The organism is Dactylosporangium sp. CA-139114 (assembly GCF_050955725.1).
GTDB lineage: Bacteria > Actinomycetota > Actinomycetes > Mycobacteriales > Micromonosporaceae > Dactylosporangium.
Map to the genome: position 1 here is coordinate 7,582,879 of NZ_CP192080.1, position 18,511 is coordinate 7,601,389.

General features: G+C 72.2%; 17 protein-coding genes. 10 read left to right on the forward strand and 7 right to left on the reverse strand.

What is annotated here, in order from left to right:
• Positions 1-3 precede the first annotated feature (3 nt).
• The 3 genes from ACQP2P_RS33750 to ACQP2P_RS33760 all read left to right on the forward strand — a co-directional run bounded on the left by ACQP2P_RS33750 (position 4) and on the right by ACQP2P_RS33760 (position 2,106).
• The gene (locus ACQP2P_RS33750) at positions 4-984 is read left to right on the forward strand and encodes a fatty acid desaturase (RefSeq protein WP_433607792.1); all 981 of its coding nucleotides are present in this window, start codon (positions 4-6) and stop codon (positions 982-984) included.
• Complete coding sequence (locus ACQP2P_RS33755; RefSeq protein WP_433607794.1) at positions 942-1,523, forward strand: maleylpyruvate isomerase N-terminal domain-containing protein; 582 nt, start codon at positions 942-944, stop codon at positions 1,521-1,523. The genes ACQP2P_RS33750 and ACQP2P_RS33755 overlap by 43 nt, the downstream gene beginning before the upstream one ends.
• A gap of 64 nt (positions 1,524-1,587) precedes the next feature.
• Complete coding sequence (locus ACQP2P_RS33760; protein ID WP_433607796.1) at positions 1,588-2,106, forward strand: hypothetical protein; 519 nt, start codon at positions 1,588-1,590, stop codon at positions 2,104-2,106.
• 337 nt (positions 2,107-2,443) lie between these two features.
• On the opposite strand, the gene ACQP2P_RS33765 is transcribed toward ACQP2P_RS33760, so the two are convergent.
• Both ACQP2P_RS33765 and ACQP2P_RS33770 read right to left on the reverse strand, forming a co-directional pair.
• A complete protein-coding gene (locus ACQP2P_RS33765; protein WP_433607798.1) occupies positions 2,444-2,977 on the reverse strand; it encodes a hypothetical protein in 534 nt (177 codons plus the stop codon).
• 1,392 nt (positions 2,978-4,369) lie between these two features.
• Positions 4,370-4,666 (reverse strand): hypothetical protein, encoded by a 297-nt coding sequence (locus ACQP2P_RS33770; RefSeq protein ID WP_433607800.1) that lies wholly within the window; start codon positions 4,664-4,666, stop codon positions 4,370-4,372.
• Between the two features lie 146 nt (positions 4,667-4,812).
• Between ACQP2P_RS33770 and ACQP2P_RS33775 the strand changes: the two genes are divergently transcribed.
• The 3 genes from ACQP2P_RS33775 to ACQP2P_RS33785 all read left to right on the forward strand — a co-directional run bounded on the left by ACQP2P_RS33775 (position 4,813) and on the right by ACQP2P_RS33785 (position 7,025).
• Positions 4,813-5,706 carry an alpha/beta fold hydrolase gene (locus ACQP2P_RS33775; protein ID WP_433607801.1) on the forward strand — a complete coding sequence of 298 codons (894 nt, stop codon included), beginning with the start codon at positions 4,813-4,815 and terminating at the stop codon, positions 5,704-5,706.
• A 249-nt stretch (positions 5,707-5,955) separates the two neighbouring features.
• Positions 5,956-6,339 carry a VOC family protein gene (locus tag ACQP2P_RS33780; RefSeq protein WP_433607803.1) on the forward strand — a complete coding sequence of 128 codons (384 nt, stop codon included), beginning with the start codon at positions 5,956-5,958 and terminating at the stop codon, positions 6,337-6,339.
• 98 nt (positions 6,340-6,437) lie between these two features.
• A complete protein-coding gene (locus ACQP2P_RS33785; protein ID WP_433607805.1) occupies positions 6,438-7,025 on the forward strand; it encodes a DUF3558 family protein in 588 nt (195 codons plus the stop codon).
• Between the two features lie 120 nt (positions 7,026-7,145).
• On the opposite strand, the gene zwf is transcribed toward ACQP2P_RS33785, so the two are convergent.
• Positions 7,146-8,648: a glucose-6-phosphate dehydrogenase gene (zwf, locus tag ACQP2P_RS33790; protein ID WP_433607807.1), complete on the reverse strand. Its 1,503-nt coding sequence runs from the start codon at positions 8,646-8,648 to the stop codon at positions 7,146-7,148.
• 326 nt (positions 8,649-8,974) lie between these two features.
• On the opposite strand from zwf, the gene ACQP2P_RS33795 reads away from it, so the two are divergent.
• Positions 8,975-9,478, forward strand: coding sequence for a hypothetical protein (locus ACQP2P_RS33795; protein WP_433607809.1), 504 nt, complete (start codon positions 8,975-8,977; stop codon positions 9,476-9,478).
• A 189-nt stretch (positions 9,479-9,667) separates the two neighbouring features.
• Here the strand turns inward: ACQP2P_RS33795 and ACQP2P_RS33800 are convergent, their stop codons facing one another.
• Positions 9,668-11,908: a glycoside hydrolase family 3 N-terminal domain-containing protein gene (locus ACQP2P_RS33800; RefSeq protein ID WP_433607811.1), complete on the reverse strand. Its 2,241-nt coding sequence runs from the start codon at positions 11,906-11,908 to the stop codon at positions 9,668-9,670.
• Positions 11,909-12,056: 148 nt separating this feature from the next.
• On the opposite strand from ACQP2P_RS33800, the gene ACQP2P_RS33805 reads away from it, so the two are divergent.
• On the forward strand, positions 12,057-13,097 hold the full coding sequence (locus ACQP2P_RS33805) for a LacI family DNA-binding transcriptional regulator (protein WP_433607813.1): 1,041 nt from the start codon (positions 12,057-12,059) through the stop codon (positions 13,095-13,097).
• A gap of 18 nt (positions 13,098-13,115) precedes the next feature.
• On the opposite strand, the gene ACQP2P_RS33810 is transcribed toward ACQP2P_RS33805, so the two are convergent.
• Together ACQP2P_RS33810 and ACQP2P_RS33815 are read right to left on the reverse strand one after the other, a co-directional pair.
• Entirely contained in the window at positions 13,116-13,499 is a 384-nt protein-coding gene (locus ACQP2P_RS33810; protein WP_433607815.1) for an HPF/RaiA family ribosome-associated protein, read from the reverse strand.
• Between the two features lie 75 nt (positions 13,500-13,574).
• Positions 13,575-14,354: an SDR family NAD(P)-dependent oxidoreductase gene (locus ACQP2P_RS33815; RefSeq protein ID WP_433607817.1), complete on the reverse strand. Its 780-nt coding sequence runs from the start codon at positions 14,352-14,354 to the stop codon at positions 13,575-13,577.
• A gap of 93 nt (positions 14,355-14,447) precedes the next feature.
• On the opposite strand from ACQP2P_RS33815, the gene ACQP2P_RS33820 reads away from it, so the two are divergent.
• Both ACQP2P_RS33820 and ACQP2P_RS33825 read left to right on the forward strand, forming a co-directional pair.
• Positions 14,448-15,422 carry a hypothetical protein gene (locus ACQP2P_RS33820; RefSeq protein ID WP_433607819.1) on the forward strand — a complete coding sequence of 325 codons (975 nt, stop codon included), beginning with the start codon at positions 14,448-14,450 and terminating at the stop codon, positions 15,420-15,422.
• Between the two features lie 277 nt (positions 15,423-15,699).
• A complete protein-coding gene (locus ACQP2P_RS33825) occupies positions 15,700-17,055 on the forward strand; it encodes an IS110 family transposase (protein WP_433607821.1) in 1,356 nt (451 codons plus the stop codon).
• Between the two features lie 201 nt (positions 17,056-17,256).
• Here ACQP2P_RS33825 and ACQP2P_RS33830 read toward each other — a convergent pair whose 3' ends face one another.
• Positions 17,257-18,501, reverse strand: coding sequence for an NYN domain-containing protein (locus ACQP2P_RS33830; protein WP_433607823.1), 1,245 nt, complete (start codon positions 18,499-18,501; stop codon positions 17,257-17,259).
• Between the last annotated feature and the right edge of the window lie 10 nt (positions 18,502-18,511).

Here is an 18,511-nt window from a genome sequence, read left to right on the forward strand (position 1 = left end):
AACATGGTTCGCCGTCAGTCTGTGCTGGCGATCGCGCTGGTGGGGGCAGCGCTCGCCGCCCTGCTGCTGCAACTCGCCGTGCTCCCCCTGGTCCTCCTGCCGCTCGGACCGCGCTGGGCCTGGCTGCTCGTCCCGCTCGCGCTCACCACGGTCCCGCTGTGGTCGCTCATCCACGAGGCCATCCATGGCACGCTGCTGCGGAACCGGGCCTGGAACGACCGCCTCGGCCGCCTGCTCGCGGCCGGCTACGGCGGCCCGTTCACGCTGCTCAAGGCCGGCCATCTGCTGCACCACCGATACAGCCGCACCCAGCGCGAGCGCACCGAGGTCTACGACCCGGCGAGGTCCTCGTGGCTGACGGCGGCGCGGACGTACTACCCGCGGCTGCTCGGCGGCCTGTACGTGCTCGAGCTCCTGTCCGTGCTGCTGGTCCTCCTGCCGCGCCCGGGCTGGCGGCTGCTGGTGCGCCTCACCGACTCCCTGGACTCGGTGACCGGCCTGCTCTTCGAGCGCGTCGCGCGCCGCGACAACCTGCGCAAGTTCCGCGTGGAGGCGATCGCGGTCATCGTGACGTACACCGGCTCGTCCCTGGCCTGGGGCCGGCACTGCTGGATGCTGTGGAGCGCGGTCGGCGCCCGGGCCCTGATCGTGTCGCTGGCCGACAACGCGTACCACTACCGCACCCGCCTGGAGCGCCCCCTCGACGCGATGAACCTGGCCCTGCCGCGGGCCCTGGAGTACTTCGTGCTCGCGTTCAACCTGCACAACGTGCACCACCGCCACCCCGGCCTGCGCTGGCACGAGCTGCGCGCCGCGTTCGTGGCCGACCGGGACGAGATCCATCTGGGCTGGTTCACGGCGGTGGCCCGCCAGTTGCGCGGCCCGATCCCGCTGACCGCGGACGAGGTGCGCCCGCTACCGGCCGCCGGTACCGTGCCCTCATGGACAGCGCAGACGTCCGGCGCGCCCTCGACGAGTCCCTGACCCTGCTGCGCGAGCCCGCCACGACGCCGGCGGCCTGGTCGGCCCCGGCGGGCGTGGTCGAGTGGACGTGCCTGGCCACGGCCGAGCACATCGCGCACGACCTGACCGCGTACGCGACTCAGCTCGCGGCCCGGGCCGACTCCGCCTACCTCCCACTGGACCTGGTCGTCCGCCCCGGCACCGACCCGCGCACGGTCCTGCGGATCGTGGCCTCGTGCGCCCGCCTGCTGATCCTGGAGCTCGACGCGGCGGGCCCGGACGCGACCGCCTGGCACTGGGGCCCGACGGACCGCACGGGCTTCGCGGCGTTGGGCGTGAACGAGATCCTCGTGCACACCTGGGACATCGCCCAGGGCCTCGGCCTGAGCTGGACCCCTCCCCCGGACCTGGCGGCGGCGGTGCTGACCCGGCTGTTCCCGGGCATCCCGCCGTCGGTGGACCCCGACGCGGGCCGGGCCCTGCTGTGGGCGACGGGCCGGATCGCGCTGGGGCACCACCCGCGCCGCGACTCCTGGACCGTGCAGGCCGCCCGCCCCTGACCCGGGACATCGGCGGCCGTTGCGGGTCGTTGCGACACTGTGAAGCCGGCAGAGGAGGCTTCTCATGCAGTCTGCGATCATCGCCGCCGTCACCGCCCTGCTCGGCCTGATCGTCGGCCGTTTCTGGGACGGCCGCGTCGAGGTGCGTCGCTGGCAGCGAGACCAGCGGATGCGCGTCTACGAGCAGTTCATCGGCGCGTACTACGCCTCCCGCGAGGCGTACCGGGCCCTCGCGCTGCTGGAGCCGAACTCGCCGGAGTCGCACGAGGCGCTGGCCCGCGCGCTCGACCTGGGCGTCGGCTTCAACCAGTCCGTGGTCGCCGTGTGGTTCCACGGCTCGCCGTCCGTCGCCGCCGCGGTGCACGAGGTCGACCTCGAGGTCAACAAGCTGGCGACCGTGGCGCGGCTCAAGCGCTACACGTGGGAGGAGTGGCGGGTCGCCCGGTCCCCGGCCGAGCACGCCGCCGAGCGGTTCATCGAGGTCGTGCGCGGCGACCTGGGCCTGCCGGACATCGCCGTCACGCTCTGCTACCCGCCGCACGACCCCACCCCGCGCCGGACGCCGGCGCGCTCACGGGGCTGACCATGCGCCGGATCGGTGACCTGGCCCCCGGGCAGCGCCGCACCGCCGTCATCTTCGCAGGCGCTGGGCCTGGCCGGCCTGACGATCGGCATGCTGGTGCCGGGGCCGGCCGCGGCCCTGCTCGGATACTTCGGGGCGTACCGCACACTGACCGGCACGGAGCAGCCGAAGCCCCAACAACCGAGCCACCCGCGGGCACCTCGGTCCGGGCGGCCGAGCTCCCAGCGCCCCGCGAGCACGAAACGACCCCGCCGACGCCGCTAGCCACCCGCGGGCACTCGGTCCGGGCGATCGAGCTCCCAGCGCCCCGCGAGCACGAAACGACCCCGCCGACGCCTCAGTCCGGGCGATCGAGCTCCCAGCGCTCCTTGAGCACGAGGTGGATGACCCCCACCGCGTCGTCCAGGCCGGTCAGCTCCTTGGCCACCCGCACGAACCCGTCGGGAACCGGCACCGCCCGCGCCGCCAGGAACTGCTCCCGCGTGGCCGGCACCACCCGCACGACGTTGGCCGACACGTCGACCGTTGCCGACCCGCCGCGATACGCCTCGGCGCACGCCTCCAGCCGCTGCCGCTGCGCGGGCGTCGGATCGTCGAGCCCATACCGGTCGGCATACGGCTCGAACCACAGCCCCCGCCACTCGACGAGATCGAGGCCGGGGTCGACGTATTCCGCCCCGACCGGCGTCTCACCGAGGCGCTCACGCACGGCCGCCCGAGCCAGCTCCAGCCCGTCCTCGCTCTGCCCGGCCCCGATCGTGAACCGCACGCCCGAGGACGTGAACACCTCGTACCCATCGACCTGTCGCACGTAGGTGACGTTGACCGGCAGGGACCGCCGCAACCTGGCGCTCGCATCCTCGACGCTCACCAGCCAAACCTACCGAAGCCCCCGCGGCTCCGACGTGCGCTCGACGTCTCGCTTCCGGTCCGCGTCCAGGGGTGTGGTTCCGGTTCCGTGTCCAGGAGTGTGGCAGCCCGGTCGTGCCTGCCCGCACTAGCGCGAAGCGCGGCAGTGAGCCGGCGGTGTACTCGGGGCACCAGGTCGCGCGGGGCCACTGGCGGCTTGTGTGGATTGCCGTCGACTGATGTCGCGGGCGGTCTTGCCGGGTGGCGACGCGGGCGCGGCGCCGGCCGCGTGGTGCGGGTCGCTGTTGCGCGTGTTACGGCACCAGCGGGCCGGAGCGCCCTTGGCGCGCGGGTGTCGCGACGTTTCGGCGTGGGGCCGGGCTGCGCGGTCCGACCGGGCTCGCCCTGCGTGGGATCACCGGCGTGCGCCACGCTGCCACCCGCAGGACGTTCAACCCGTTCAACCTGCTCAGGCTGCTCAGGCTGCTCAGGCTGCTCAGGCTGCTCAGGCTGCTCAGGCGACGGCGACGGCGACGGCGACGGCGACGGCGACGGCGACGGCGACGGCGACGGCGACGGCGACGGCGACGGCGACGGCGACAATCCGCCCGAGCCCAATCCGTCCGAGCCCAATCCGTCCGAGCCCAATCCGTCCGAGCCCAATCCGCCCGAGCGTTCGCCGACGGAAGGCGGGGTGTCAACGTGTGCGCGGCGCAGCTTTTCGGCGTGCCGTTGAGCCAGACCCCAAACTCGATGCCGAGCATGTTCCCGACGGAACTGCTCATTCGCCGGAGAATAACGACGCGACCTGGTCCGGTCACGCATGGCAGCCAATTCGTCCTTGGTAAACAATTGCAGCTGCCCCATATTCTCCATTATCCCAGGGCCCAGCGAGAATCACCGCCCCGAACGGCATAATGTCAGATGGCGCACATCCAGAACACCAATTCTTCACCCCATTCTCGGGCCCCGAAAACGTCGCTCACCATCCTGCCGGCCGAAGAAGTCGACACGGTTCCGGCCGAATCGCGGATGGCCAGTCCCACGGCAGAGCGGTCCAGAAGCAAACGACACCTCGCGAACCGTTCACGCGTGGGGCGCAAAGGTCGATTGCACGGCGGGAGGCACTCGAAGGCGGCCGGCCGATGGGTGGCCACCCACGCCAACGTGCCCGATCACCTCCGCCGGACCCAACCCGCCGCGACGAGCCGTCGTGCACGGCGGTCACGGCAACGGAGCCGGGGCCACAGCAGTCACGGAGGTCACGGCAACGAGACCGGGGCCTCAGCATTCACCACGGTCACAGCAACGGAGCCGGAGCCACAGCACTCACCGCGGTCACGGCAACAAAGCCAGAGCCACAGCACTCACCACGGTCACAGCAACGGAGCCGGGGCCACAGCAGTCACGGCGGTCACGGCAACGGAGCCGGGGCAACGGCGGCCATGCCCAGGAGCGGGGCCATGGTCGGGCACGTGAGCGAGGCGCACTCGCGGCCGTGCGCGTCATACTCCGCCCGGCCGATCGGCACCACGGTCACCGCGAGCGGGCGCACCGGCCCTGTGGCCCAGTAGCGCCTGGTGCCGACCGCCCGGCGCAGAGCCCGCCGCAGGCTCGGCGTGAACTGCGTGAACTCGTGCCGCACCCCATCCCGGCGCGCGACCGGCCAATCGAGGCGCACCGCCCAGCCCTGGTCATCGTCCGACGTCATCGCCACCACCCCTCACCCTGTTGAGGCAACGACCGAACCACCCCTCACGATACTCGAACACACGTTCGAATTCACCTCTCGTGCGGACCCGAACCATCCCGGGCGGCACCTTGGGCCGGCTGCGAAAAGGCGCGAGACTGACGGACGTGATCGACGACGAGTTCTGCGACCTGCCGAGCGGCGTGCGGGTGTGCTACCGCACCGAGGGGGATCCGCAGGCAGTACCGCTCCTGCTCATCGCCGGCCTCGGCCTCGACCTGACCTCATGGCCCCGCCCGCTGCTCGACGGCCTGACCGCGCGCGGCTTCCGGCTCGTCCGCTTCGACAACCGCGACGCCGGGCGCTCGACCCGCGTCGACGCCCGGCCGCCGGGCAAGCTGCGCCAGCTCGTCGCCCGGCCGCTGCCCGGCGCGTACCGCCTCGAGGACATGGCCGGCGACGCCGCCGGGCTGCTCGGGCACCTCGGCATCGAGCGGGCCCACGTGGTCGGCATGTCGATGGGCGGAATGATCGGGCAGGCGCTGGCCGCGACCCACCCGGACCGCGTCGCCAGCCTCACGTCGATCTTCTCGACCACCGGCGCGCGGGGCATCGGGCAGCCGGCCCGCTCGACGCTGCTGCGCATGGCCCGCCGCGCCGCCCGCACCCGCGAGGAGTGGGTGGGGCGGCACCTGCGGATGCTCGATCACATCGGGTCGCGGACCTACCCGTACGACGAGCCGGCGGAGCGGGCCTGGGCGGCCGAGGTGTGGGACCGGGGCGGCGGACCGGCCCGCGCGGCGGGGGTCGCCCGGCAGATCGGCGCCATCCAGGCCTCGGGCGACCGCACCGCCGCCCTGCGCGGGATCACGGCCCCGACGCTGGTCATCCACGGCGACGTGGACCGCATGGTGCACCCGAGCGGCGGGCGCGCCACGGCCGCGGCGATCCCGGGCGCGCGGCACGTGGAGATCGCTGGCATGTCGCACCACCTGGCCCCCGGCGTGCTGGACCGCCTGGTCACCCTGATCGCGGAGGCGTCACTGGTCAGGGAGGGCTGATCGCGGAGGCGTCGCTGGCCAGAGAGGGCTGATCGCGGAGGCGTCGCTGGCTAGAGAAGGATGAGGCCGTCGATCTCTCCGTCGAGCGCCGAGCTCCTCATGAGCCTCGGCGGCGGCGAGCCCGGCCCGTTCGACGGCCGCGGGATCCACACCATAGAGGGCGGCCGACGCGGGCGTGTTCAGCATCCCGCCGGCGGCCGGCGCCGGGAGCGGCCGGGGCAGCGATGTCGCGCGAGCATACTGCTGGGCGTGGCTCACTTCAGTAGGCTCTACGCGATCTGCGTCGACGTGCCCGCGCACGACCACGACGCCACCGTGGCGTTCTGGTCCGGTGCGGCCGGCGCCGAGATGCCGGTCGTCGGCCGATACCCCGAGTTCAACGGCGCCCGGCTGCCGAACCACGACATGCTGCTGCTCGCCCAGCGGCTCGGCGACGGCGAGGCCCGGATGCACCTCGACTTCCACACCGACGACCTCGACGCGGAGGTCGCCCGGCTCGAGGCGCTCGGCGCCACGCGGGTCGAGCGGGCCGGGAACTGGCAGGTGATGCGGGACCCGGCCGGGCTGCCGTTCTGCGTGGTACTGGACGCTCCGGGCACCCTGTCCGAGGCCAACGCGACCCGCTGGGACTGAACGGGTCACGAAAACGTGCCAGGTCGCACCGTCCATGCGTGCGGCGGGGCGGCCATCGCGCACCTTTGGTCGTACCAAACCGATCTGAGGAGCGCACCGTGACTCGTCGCATCATCGTTCTCGCCGCGGCCGCCCTCGGGGCGCTCGGGCTCGCCGGCTGCCAGCAGGACGCCGGCACCACCACCGCCAAGCCGTCCACCCCGGCCTCGGCCGAGGCCGTCGCCTCCGCCCCGGCCTCGGCCTCCGCGAAGCCCTCGGCGAAGGCGAGCGGCTCGGCCAGGCCGTCGACCGGCACCAAGGAGGCCGGCGCGGTGCCCGACATCTGCAAGCTCATGTCCAAGGCGGAGGTGCAGACGCTGACCGGCGAGTCGGTGACCCTCATGACCGACGACGGCGGCTCCAGCTCCACCAGCCGCTACTGCCAGTGGCAGCTCTCGCAGGGCCAGCTCACGATCACCGTGAGCCTGGAGACGCGGGAGAACTTCGACATCCGCAACAAGCAGGCCCAGCCGGTGATCGGCGTCGGCACCACCGCGTACTCCCTCGCCGGGCACCTCTACGTGTGGCAGGACGGGCGGGACGTGGACGTGTACGTCTCCTCGGAGTCCAGCGACCCGGCGAACCTGTCCGTCGCCCGCCGGACGGCGCTGCAGCTGCTGCCGCGGCTGGAGGCGGCGTCGAAGTAGCACCCGACGCCGTGGGCGCCACCAGTTGGCCGGCGATCGCGCTCGGGCGCGAAGCACGGTGACGGCGCATACGCAGAGGCCCGGGCGAGACCTCGCCCGGGCCTTGTCGCGGAGTCGTCGTCAGGCGACGGTGTTGCGCCAGGCCCGCCCGCTGCGCTCGATCAGGCGGTTCGCGTCCGCCGGGCCCCAGGACGCGGCCTCGTAGGTCGGGATCGGGCTGGTGTCCTGGGCCCAGCGCTCGATGATCGGGTCGACGATCCGCCAGCACTGCTCGACCTCGTCGGAGCGGATGAACAGCGTGGTGTCGCCGATCAGGGCGTCGAGGAGCAGCCGCTCGTACGCCTCCGGAGACTCCTCCCGGAAGGTCTTGTCGTAGGAGAAGTCCATGCTGGCCGAGCGGACCCGGAACGAGTGCCCCGGCACCTTGGCGCCGAAGCGCAGGGCGATGCCCTCGTCGGGCTGGATGCGCAGGATCAGCGCGTCGGGCTGCAGCTCGGTGAGCTGCGAGTCGGGGATCGGCAGGTGCGGCGGGCGCTGGAACTGCAGCGCGACCTCGGTCACGCGGCTGGGCAACCGCTTTCCCGTGCGCACGTAGAACGGGACGCCGGCCCAGCGCCAGTTGTCCACGTCGAGCCGCAGGGCGGCGTAGGTCTCGGTGCGCGAGAGCGGATCGACACCCGGCTCCTCGCGGTAGCCGGGCATGAGCTCCTCGCGGGTGCCGCCGCGGGTGTACTGGCCGCGGACCGCGATGTCGTCGATGTCCCGGCCGCGGGGCAGGCGGATGGCCTGCAGCAGCTTCACCTTCTCGTTGCGCACCGCCTCGGCCGCGAACGACGCCGGCGGCTCCATGAGGGCCAGGGCCAGCACCTGCAGCACGTGGTTCTGCAGGATGTCGCGCACCGCACCGGCGTGCTCGTAGAAGGAGCCGCGGGTGCCGACGCCGAGCGTCTCGGCCACGGTGATCTGCACGTGGTCGACCCAGGTGCGGTTCCAGATGGGCTGGAAGATGGAGTTGGCGAAGCGCAGCGCGAGCACGTTCTGGACGGTGTCCTTGCCCAGGTAGTGGTCGATGCGGAAGACCTGCGACTCGTCGAAGGACGCGTGCACCGTCTGGTCGAGGGCCTTCGCGCTGCGCTCGTCGTGGCCGTAGGGCTTCTCGATGACCAGGCGGGCGAAGGAGCCTTCCGGGGCCTCGTTCAGCCCGGCGCCGGCCAGGCCGTTGATGACCAGCGGGAACGCCTCGGCCGGGGTGGAGAGGTAGAAGATGCGGTTGCCGCCCGTGCCGCGCTGCTCGTCGAGCTCGTAGAGCAGGGCGCTGAGGTTCTTGTAGGTCTCCGGGTCGTCGTAACCGCCGGCGATGTACCGCACGGCGCCGGCCAGCTGCGGCATGCCCGACACCCCGCGGTCGCCGAGCACGTTGTGGATGAACTGCTGGTCGTCCATCGGCGTGCGGGCCACGCCCACGACCGCGAACCGCTCGGTCAGCCGATTGTGGCGGGCGAGGCTCTCGATGGCCGGGATCAGCTTGCGCCGGGTGAGGTCGCCGGACGCACCGAAGATCACCACCGTGGCCGGCGGGGCGTGCCGGTTGTCGGATTCCTGCAGGACCGTCTCGCTGGACATGGGGTGTGCCTCTCCGTCGGACTGCCGCCGTGACATTACGAGCCAACCGACGCGGGCAGCAACGATTCCGGAACGTGACCGGCGTCTCTGCACGGCCTCCGCCAAGCCTAGTCAGTAGGCCGGAGGCCATGGGACGACCGGCTCGGCATCACGCCGGCCACCGCGCTGGGGCCGCGCACCGTCGAGCGGTTCCGGGCCGGGTTCCTCGCGGCCCGGCCGAGGGCCGCCCGGGCCGGCCCGGCCGAACCCGCCGAGCGAGGCGTTTGACATCACCCGATCGTGGTACTTTGAGTTATCGGGATCTTGCAAGGAGTAATGAGGTTGCCATGTCGATCACACCGATTGCGCCCGCCACACAGACCACGCTGACCTCGGCGACCGCGACCAGCGCCGCCACGGCCAACGCGACGGGCACGCCGACCTCGCGAGACATGCAGCAGAACCTGCAGCAGGACCGCCTCCAGCAGGAGCGGCTGCAGCAGCAGCGCCTCGACGACCAGCGGCTGCAGCAGCAGCGGGCCGACGCCGCGCAGGCCGCCGACCGCCAGCAGCTCGTCCGGCAGCAGGACCAGCGGGCGCGGGACGTGCAGCAGGCCGGCGACCAGCAGTACCAGCTGCAGCAGCAGCGCCTGGCCGACCAGCGCCTCGCCGAGCAGCGCACGGCGGAGCAGCAGCGCCTCGACGACCAGCAGCGCATCCAGCAGCAGCAGGCGCTCGAGGACCAGCTCCGGCAGCGGGCGCAGGAGGCGCGGGCCAACTTCGACGCCATCCAGCAGCAGCGGATGCAGACGACCGCGCTGTTCTCCGGCCGGCTGGACGTCTACCTGTAAGGTCGCCGCCGCGCCCGGCATTGTTGCCGCGGGGTGCCGGCCATGACGGCGGCCTATGGGATCACCGGACGCGCGGGCGCCCCCGGGCTCCGCGGTGGCGTTGCGGTGGACGATGCCGAGCAGGCGCCGCGAAGTGGCGCGGGTGCAGGCCGGTTCCGGCCAGCCGGGAGCGAGACCGGGACCGGCGGGCTAGCGGATCTCGAAGGGGGCGCGCAGGAGGTCCGCGGACTTGGAGCTGCGGCCCACCTGGAGCTCGAAGTGCCCGGGCTCGACGACCCGGCGGCCGTCGGCCGTGACCAGGGAGCAGGACGACGCCGGCAGCTCCAGCTCCACCGTCCGCGTCGTGCCCGGGGCGACCGTCACCTGGGTGAAGGCCTTCAGCTCGCGCTCGGCCCACGTGACGCTCGTGACGAGGTCGCTCACGTACACCTGGACCGTCTCCAGCGACGGGCGCGTGCCGGTGTTCGCGATCGTGACGCTCGCCCGGATGACGCCGTCGGCCGGGACGACCGCGTCGGCGATGCGCAGGTCCGAGTAGTCGACCGTCGAGTAGGACAGGCCCTCGCCGAACGCGAAGAGCGGCTCCTGGGTCAGGTCGGCGTAGCGGTTGCCGTGCTGGCCGCGCAGCTGGTTGTAGTACACCGGAAGCTGCCCGGCGTGGCGCGCGAAGGAGATCGGCAGGCGCCCGCTCGGCTCGATCTCGCCGAGGATCAGCTCGGCGACGGCCCGGCCGCCCTGCATGCCCGGGTTGAAGGCGGCGATGACGGCGGCGGCGCGCTCGGCCGAGGCGGGCAGCGTCGAGGGCTTGCCCTGCACGAGCACCACGACGACCGGCTTGCCGGTGGCCACGAGCGCGTCGAGCAGCGCGGACTGGCCGCCCTGCAGGTCGAGGGTCGCGGTCGACTTGCCCTCGCCGGTCAGGGCCACGTTGTCGCCGAGCACGGCCACGACGACGTCGCTGGCCTCGGCCAGGGCCACGGCCTCGGCGATCGCCGCCGGGTCGGCCGGGGCCGCCTGGAACAGGGGCGGGCGCGGCTGGCCGTCGGGGAAGTGGGTGCCCTCGGGGTCGGGCTCGAGGCTGCCGATCCGGGCGCCTTCGCAGTAGCTGAGCTCCCAGCCGTCCGGCAGCGCGGCCAGCAGGCCGTCGCGCACGGTGATGACCGTCTCGCGCGGGTGCCCGTCCGGCATCCAATCGACCTGGCCGGAGGCGCCGGCCCAGTCGCCGAGCTGGGCGTGCGGGTCGTCGGCGTTGGGTCCGACGAGCGCGATGCGGCGCACCGGCCCGGCCAGCGGCAGGGTGCCGTCGTTGCGCAGCAGCACCAGCGAGCGGCGGGCGACCTCGAGGTTGAGCGCGGTGTGCGGGGCCGAGCCGATGACCGCGGCCTGGCGCTCGGCGTCGGCGCCGCGGGGGTCCTCGAACAGGCCCAGCTCGAACTTCAGGCGGAGGATGCGGCGTACGGCATCGTCGATCTTCGACTCGGCCAGGCGCCCCTGCGCGACGGCCGCCTGCGCCGCCTCGAAGAAGGCGGGCGTGGTCATGATGAGGTCGTTGCCGGACTCGACCGCGATGACGGCGGCCTCCACGTCGTCGGCGCAGACCTTCTGCTCCCACACCATCCGCCCGACGTTGTCCCAGTCGGTGACGAGGGTGCCGGGGAAGCCCCACTCGGTCTTCAGCACGCCGTCGAGCAGCCAGCGGTTGGCGGTGACGGGCACGCCGTCGATCGACTGGTAGCCGAGCATGAACACGGCGCAGCCCGCCTCGACCGCCCGCTGGAACGGCGGGAGGAACCAGGAGCGCAGCTTGCGCGGGGTGAGGTCGGCCTCGCTGGCGTCGCGGCCGCCCTGGGTCTCGGAGTAGCCGGCGAAGTGCTTGGCCGTCGCGAGGACCGCGGTCGTGTCGCCGAGACCACCGCCCTGGTACCCACTGATCATGGCCGCCCCGAGCTCCCCGATCAGGAACGGGTCCTCGCCGAACGTCTCGTCCACCCGGCCCCAGCGCAGGTCCCGGGCAACGCACAGCACCGGCGAGAAGGTCCAGTGCACGCCGGTCGTGGAGATCTCGGTCGCGGTCACCCGCGCCGAGCGCTCGATCAGCGCCGGGTCCCAGCTGCAGGCCATGCTCAGCTGGGTCGGGAACACCGTCGCGCCCGGCCAGAACGCGTGGCCGTGGATGCAGTCGTCGGCCATCAGCAGCGGGATGCGCAGCCGGGTCTCGGCGACCATCGCCATCGACTCGCGGATGCGCGCGGGCGAGGCGTGCAGCAGCGAGCCCGCCGTCTTGGTCAGCACCGCCTCGGTGAGGTCGAGCCGCGCGTCCAGCTGCAGCATCTGTCCGACCTTCTCGGCGAGGGTCATGCGCCCGACGAGATCCTCGACCCGCTCCGCGACCGGCAGTGATGCGTCCTGGTACGGGAGTCTCTCGGTCACAGTCGTCACGATCCGTCGTCCTCTTAGGTCGTCATAGGCAGAAACTTTTTCGTGGAGTTTCGTGTTGTATCGACGGTATGGGTAACCTACTCTGCTGTCAACGCGATGAAACAGTTTCGGGGAGCGCTCTATCGATTTGGGAGGGTGCATGAGTGAACCGCCCGTGCGCATCACCCTCGAGGACGTGGCGCAGGCCGCCGGGGTGTCCAAGGCGACCGCGTCGAAGGTGCTGAACAAGCGGCCCAACGTCGATCCCCGGACCCGCGCGAAGGTCGAGGAGACGATCACCGCGCTCGGCTACGTGCCCAGCACCGGCCCGCGCGAGCCGCAGGCCGAGACCGTCGTGGACGTGGTCTTCGACTCGATGGTCAGCATGTACTCCCTGCAGGTCCTCGGCGGCATCCTGACCGCCGCCCGCGAGCTCGGCGTCGAGATCGCCGTCGACGTGCTCGACCGTGAGGGCCGCCCCGGGCTCCCGCTCAGCGACGCGTGGCTGATCCGCGCCACCGCCCGCCGCCGCCTCGGCGTCATCGTCGTGTCCCTCGCGCTCACCGCCGAACAGGTCCGCACCGTCGACGAGCTCGGCCTGCCGCTGGTCTCCGTGGACCTCACCGGGGCCTTCGGCACGGGGCTGGCCAGCGTCGCGGCGACCAACTTCGCCGGCGGCACCCAGGCCACCGAGCATCTCGTCGCGCTCGGCCATCGCCGCATCGGCTTCGCGGGGCTGCCCGCGGAGATCGCCGCCTCGCGGGAGCGGCTGCACGGCTACCGCAACGCCCTCGAGCTCGCCGGCATCGAGGCCGACCCGGCGCTCGTCGTGCACGGCGGCTTCACCGCGGAGGCCGGCTGCCGCATGGCGATCGAGCTGCTGACCCGGCCCGACCCGCCGACGGCCATCTTCGCCGCCTGCGACGGGGCCGCCCTCGGCGTCTTCGAGGCCGCGCGCCGCCTCGGCCGCCGGGTGCCGCAGGACCTGTCGATCGTGGGCTTCGACGACATCGAGCCGGCGAAGCTCTCCTCGCCGCCGCTGACCACCGTGCACCAGCCGATCGCGGACATGGGCCGGGTGGCGGTGCGGACCCTGCACACCATCGCCCGCGGCGGCACGCCCGACTCGATGCACGTCCAGCTGGCGACCCACCTGGTGGTTCGCGAGTCGACCGCCCCGCCTACCACCGGGCGCCGGTAGGCGGGGCGACCGCCACGGTCACTGCAGCTCGGAGTAGTCCTCCGCCTCCGCCCGCTCGCGCAGGTGGCGGTTGTTGCGCGGCTCCTCGCGGGTCTTGGCGTCGTTGAGCCGGCGGCGCAGGTCGTCGCGCACATCGTGGAGGGCGGCCAGCAGCTCCTCCTCGCCGGAGGTCGTCACGATCTTCTGCCGACCGGCGATCCAGCACTCCAGCGTCACCTTCTGGCCAGGCGCCTCACGGTCCTTCACCGACACCTCGAGCTCGGTCGCGTCGGAGCGGAAGGCGGCGAGCCGGGCGTCGAGCGTCGCGAACTGCTCGGCGATCCAGTTGCGGTCGCCCTGCGAGAACCCGGCACCCACCCGGAGGCACTTGTCGACGGTGGCTGGATCCGCGGCAACACTCATCACATCTCCCTCGAACCGGCGAAATCGCGTCAAAGCATCACTACCCAGCAACCGGCCCCCCAAAAACGGTGCCGTCTAGATCCGGTGCATGCCCCAGCCGCCGTCGATCATGATGGTCTGGCCGGTGATGTACGTCGCGTCATCACCGGCCAGGAAGGCCACCAGCGCCCCGATGTCGCTGCGCGTGTCGCCGATGCGCCGCATGGGCACCTTGGCGAGCGCGGCGTTGAAGCCGTCGGGGTCGAATCGCTCCCACAGCTGCGCCCCCTCCGAGTTCGCGAACGGGCACACCACGTTCACGCGCACGTTCGCCGCGCCCCACTCGGTCGCGGCCACCTTGGACAGACCCCGGACGGCCTCCTTGGCCGCCGCGTAGGTCGCCCAGCCCGCCTGCCCCTCGGTCCCCGCGCTCGACCCGAGGTTGACCACCGACCCGCGGCCGCTCGCGGCCAGGTGCGGGAAGGCCGCCTTCATGAGCCGGAACGTCGCCCGCGGCCCGGTCTCGAAGACCAGGTCGTAGTCGTCGTCGCTGTGCTGCGTGAACGGCCCGGCCGCCCGGGTGGCGATCGCGTTGTTCACGAGCACGTCGAGCCGCCCGAACGCCTCCACCGCCGCGGCCACGATCCGCTCCGCCTCGCCGGCCCGGCGAATGTCCGACAGCAGCGACGCGACCCGCCGGCCCTCCAGGCCCTTGACGGTGGCCTCGAGCGTCTCGGCGTTGTGGTCGACGAGCAGCACGGCGGCGCCCCGCTCGGTCAGCGCCTGGACGATGCCCCGCCCGATGCCCTGGGCCGCCCCGGTGACGATGCACGCCGTGCCGTCCAGGCCGGCGGCGTTCGCATAGGTGTTGGTCATTCGCCGACGGTAATCGATGGTAGGGACAGCCTCAGCATCGATTCGGGGGTGCGCGGGGCTGCTTCGGCCCGCCGCGAACGGGATGGTCGAGGCATGTCGAACTCCCCCGTCACCGCCGCCCGCTGGCACCGGCCGCTGGTCGGGCTGGCCGCCGTCATGGGCGTGCTCACCATCGTGGCGCTCGTCGGCCTGGCGCTCGACGACCGCAGCATCGGCGGCAGCCCCGCCTGGCTCAAGCCGTGCAAGTTCGCCGTTTCCCTGGGGTTGTACGCCCTGACGCTGGCCTGGCTCCTCCGGTTCGCGCACCGCTGGCGCCGCACGGGCTGGTGGGCCGCGACCGTCGTCGCGCTCGCGTCCGCCGGCGAGATGGTCGCCATCGTGGTGCAGGCGGTGCGCGGCCGGGCGAGCCACTTCGACGTCGCCACCCCGTTCGACGCGATGGTCTGGAGTCTCATGGGCGCCACGGTGATGGTGCTCTGGACCGCGAGCCTCGTGGTGGCGATCGTGGTGGCGGTGCAGCGCGACACCGATCCGGTGGTGCGCTCCGCGGCCCGGCTCGGGTTCGCGCTCTCGCTCGCCGGGATGATGCTCGGCTTCCTCATGACGCAGCCGACGGACGCGCAGCGCACCGAGCTGGACAACGGCGGCGCGCCCGCGATGATCGGCGCGCACAGCGTGGGCGTCGCCGACGGCGGGCCCTCCATGCCGCTGACCGGCTGGTCGACCACCGGCGGGGACCTGCGCATCCCGCACTTCGCCGGGATTCACGCGCTGCAGGCGCTGCCGCTGCTGGCCCTGGTGCTGGCGCTGCTGGCCGCGCGGTACCCGGCCCCGTTCGGGGCGGTGCGCACGCGGCTGCGGGTCGTGCGGGTGGCGGCGGCGGGCTACGCGGGGCTGGTCGCACTGCTGACGTGGCAGGCGCTGCGGGGGCAGCCGCTGCTGGAGCCGGACGCGCTGACGCTGCTCGCGGCGGGTGGGCTCGCCGTCGTGGTGCTCGCGGGCCTGGCGCTGGCCGTGCGCGGCCGCGCCGAGCCGATCACGCGGTCGCGGGTGCTGCAGAACGCCTGAGAACCGACATATACGCCGACGGGCGATAAGTCCGATAAGTTTTCCCATCCCTTCCGGTAACGCCTCGCAGGCGTGAAAATTGGGCCGGGTTGCCCGCCGACGTCGGTCCGTTACCTGGGACGTAGGAGCCCGTCGATAAGTTTGACGTCGGGGCCTGGCCCTGACGGGTCACGCACTGTTGCCTTGAGCACGCCGGTCAGCATTTCGGTTCCCGACCGTGGCCCCCGGGCATCCCGCCATGTCTGTGCCGAGTACAGGTGATGGAGGACCGGCCGTAGTGATCAGTGAGCCCGAGGAGATCGCCGATGCTGCGTATGAGCAGCTCTTCGAGCGGGTCTGCGCGGTCGATGTGGCCAAGGAGTCGGGCAAGGTGTGCACTCGCCTGCCCCGGCCGGCTGCGCCGGGGCGGCGGGTGAGCCGGGTGTGGGATGTGCCGGCCACGGCCCGGGCCGTTGCTGAGCTCGCCGACCAGCTGGTCGGGCTGGGGATTGCGAAGGTCACCGTCGAGTCGACGTCGGATTACTGGCGGATCTGGTTCTACCTGTTCGAGGCGGCTGGGCTGGATGTGCAGCTGGTCAATGCCCGGGACGTCAAGAACGTGCCGGGCCGGCCCAAGACTGACAAGCTTGACGCGGTGTGGCTGGCCAAGCTGACCGAGAAGGGTCTGTTGCGGCCCTCGTTCGTGCCGCCGGCGCAGATCCGGGTGCTGCGCGACTACACCCGGATGCGCACCGATCTGACCCGGGAACGCACCCGGCACTGGCAGCGGCTGGAAAAGCTCCTCGAAGACTCACTGATCAAGGTGTCGTCGGTGGCCAGCAAACTGGACACCCTGTCCACCCGGGACATGATCGAGGCGCTGATCCGCGGCGAACGCGACCCGCGGGTGCTGGCCGGCCTGGCCCGCGGCAAGATGCGAGCCAAACACGCCGCTCTGGTCGAGGCGCTGACCGGCCGGTTCGACGACCACCACGCCGAACTGGCCCGGATGCTGCTGGACCAGATCGACGGGCTGGACCGGCAGGTCGACATCCTCACCACCCGCATCGAGCAGCTGATCGCCGCGATCCCGGCCGCGGCAGCACCCACCACCGGCCCCAGCGGCCACGACGAACCCGGCCCGGGCATCCCATCCCAGGCTGGACTGCCCGCGCTGGACCGGCTGGCCGAGATCCCCGGCATCGGCCTGCGCGGCGCGCAGATCATCCTGGCCGAGATCGGCCTGGACATGACCAGGTTCCCCACCGCCGCCCACCTGACGTCCTGGAGCAAGCTGTGTCCCCGCACCATCCAGTCCGGGGCCACCAACCGGGCCGGCAAGACCGGCAAGGGCAACCCCTACCTCAAAGGCATCCTCGGTGAGGCCGCCGCCGCAGCCGCCAAAACCAGCACCTTCCTCGGCGAACGCTACCGGCGCATCGTGAAACGCCGCGGCAAACTCAAAGCCCTCGTCGCTGTCGCCCGTTCCATCCTCGTCATCGTCTGGCACCTACTCAACGACCCCACCACCCGCTTCCACGACCTCGGCCCTGACTACCACACCACCCGCGTCAACACCGACCGCAAAATCCGCAACCTCATCCGGCAACTCGAAGCCCTCGGCCACACCGTCACCCTGCAACCCACCGCCTGAACCACACCCCGCACCAGCCTGCAGCGCGCAAGCCCCGCCACAGGCCGCTGCCGCACACCCACAGTCCGTCGTGGTCCAGGTCATTTTCCGGTCAGTCGCGGCGCGGAGCGCCCGACTTATCGCGCAGCCCAGGTGCGCAGCGCCGACTTCGCGCCAAGCCGACTGATCGCGCAGCCCAGGTGCGCAGCGCCCGACTTGTCGTCAGGCCGATTCGCCGAGCCAGGAGCGCACCGCGGCGGCCTCCTCGTCCGTGAAGGGGATCTGCGCCGCCTCCGCGCGGGAGAGCACGTTGTTCACGAAGGCCGACGCGATCTCGGCGGGCGTGGGCGGGGGCTGGCGGTGCAGCGGGTAGCCGCCGAAGGACGTCCCCCGCACCACGAACGCCACCGCGCCCCGGCTGACCGGCACCCCGTTGTCGCGCAGCCGGTCGCGCGACCAGCTCGTGCACTGGGTCAGGTTGAACCGGTGCTCGCGCGCGTAGGCCGAGAGCGTCTCGTAGATGGACGGCCACCACGCCTGCGGGAGGCGGGGCAGGCTCAGCTGGTCGGCGAGGCGCTCGACCGGCTCGGGCAGGACGGTGCGGGGCGCCCCGGGGGCGGTGGGCTCCGGGGCCTCGTGCCGGCTCTCGTCCCACAGCAGGTGCTGGGACAGGTGCAGGTTGGGCAGTTCCAGCGTCTCCAGCGCGCGGGCGAAGGAGCCGAAGCCGAACCAGTTGGTGCTGCCGACGACCGGGCCGACCTCGGTGCGCAGCCGGTACGCGAGCGCCGCCATGTTCAGGGGCGCCTCGGCGGCCTCGTACTCGGCGGTGACGATGGTGCGGAACTGCTCGTAGGCCTCCTCGGGCACGAAGTCGGCGCCGGCCTCGGGGCCGCCGTCGAAGTCGTCGAGGTCGACCGGCTCGCCCTGGATGAGCGCGAGGAGCTGCTGGCTGTCGAGGAGCTGGTCGGCGATCGAGGTGAAGGCCTCGGCGGCGTCGGCCGGGGAGACGATCATCGTGCGGCGGTCGGCGCGGCGCAGGCGCTGCAGGAGCGGGGTCATGTCCGAGTCCCCGGACGCGATGACGAACTCCTCGTAGCGGGTCTCGTCGGCCAGCGCGTCGACGGCGTCCACGACGATGCGGATGTCGGCCGCGTTCTTCGTGGCGTTGTACCGCGGGCAGTCGATGACCTCGAAGCCGGCGCGCACGAAGCTGGGGCGGAAGCGGGAGAAGTACAGCCGGTTGGGCTCCCCCGCCGCGTCGCGCGTGTTCACCCAGCCCGCCGGGTTCAGGTAACAGCGCAGGATCAGCCAGCGCCGGGGCGCCTCGGCGGTCAGGGTGGTGGCCAGCCGCTGCAGCCATACCCCGGGCTCGCTGGCGAACTGCACGGCGACCTCGGGATCGAGCTTGAACAGCCCGCTGAACACGTTGTCGAAGTCGAGGAAGAACGCCGTGCGCACGTGGCCCATCCGCTGCACC

What these genes read in the sequence shown, in the direction of transcription:
- ACQP2P_RS33750 (WP_433607792.1), top strand. Translation starts at nt 4, where the DNA reads ATGGTTCGCCGTCAGTCTGTGCTGGCGATCGCGCTGGTGGGGGCAGCG.
- ACQP2P_RS33755 (WP_433607794.1), top strand. Translation starts at nt 942, where the DNA reads ATGGACAGCGCAGACGTCCGGCGCGCCCTCGACGAGTCCCTGACCCTG.
- ACQP2P_RS33760 (WP_433607796.1), top strand. Translation starts at nt 1,588, where the DNA reads ATGCAGTCTGCGATCATCGCCGCCGTCACCGCCCTGCTCGGCCTGATC.
- ACQP2P_RS33770 (WP_433607800.1), bottom strand. Translation starts at nt 4,666, where the DNA reads ATGACGTCGGACGATGACCAGGGCTGGGCGGTGCGCCTCGATTGGCCG.
- zwf (WP_433607807.1), bottom strand. Translation starts at nt 8,648, where the DNA reads ATGTCCAGCGAGACGGTCCTGCAGGAATCCGACAACCGGCACGCCCCG.
- ACQP2P_RS33795 (WP_433607809.1), top strand. Translation starts at nt 8,975, where the DNA reads ATGTCGATCACACCGATTGCGCCCGCCACACAGACCACGCTGACCTCG.
- ACQP2P_RS33805 (WP_433607813.1), top strand. Translation starts at nt 12,057, where the DNA reads ATGAGTGAACCGCCCGTGCGCATCACCCTCGAGGACGTGGCGCAGGCC.
- ACQP2P_RS33810 (WP_433607815.1), bottom strand. Translation starts at nt 13,499, where the DNA reads ATGAGTGTTGCCGCGGATCCAGCCACCGTCGACAAGTGCCTCCGGGTG.
- ACQP2P_RS33815 (WP_433607817.1), bottom strand. Translation starts at nt 14,354, where the DNA reads ATGACCAACACCTATGCGAACGCCGCCGGCCTGGACGGCACGGCGTGC.
- ACQP2P_RS33820 (WP_433607819.1), top strand. Translation starts at nt 14,448, where the DNA reads ATGTCGAACTCCCCCGTCACCGCCGCCCGCTGGCACCGGCCGCTGGTC.
- ACQP2P_RS33830 (WP_433607823.1), bottom strand. Translation starts at nt 18,501, where the DNA reads ATGGGCCACGTGCGCACGGCGTTCTTCCTCGACTTCGACAACGTGTTC.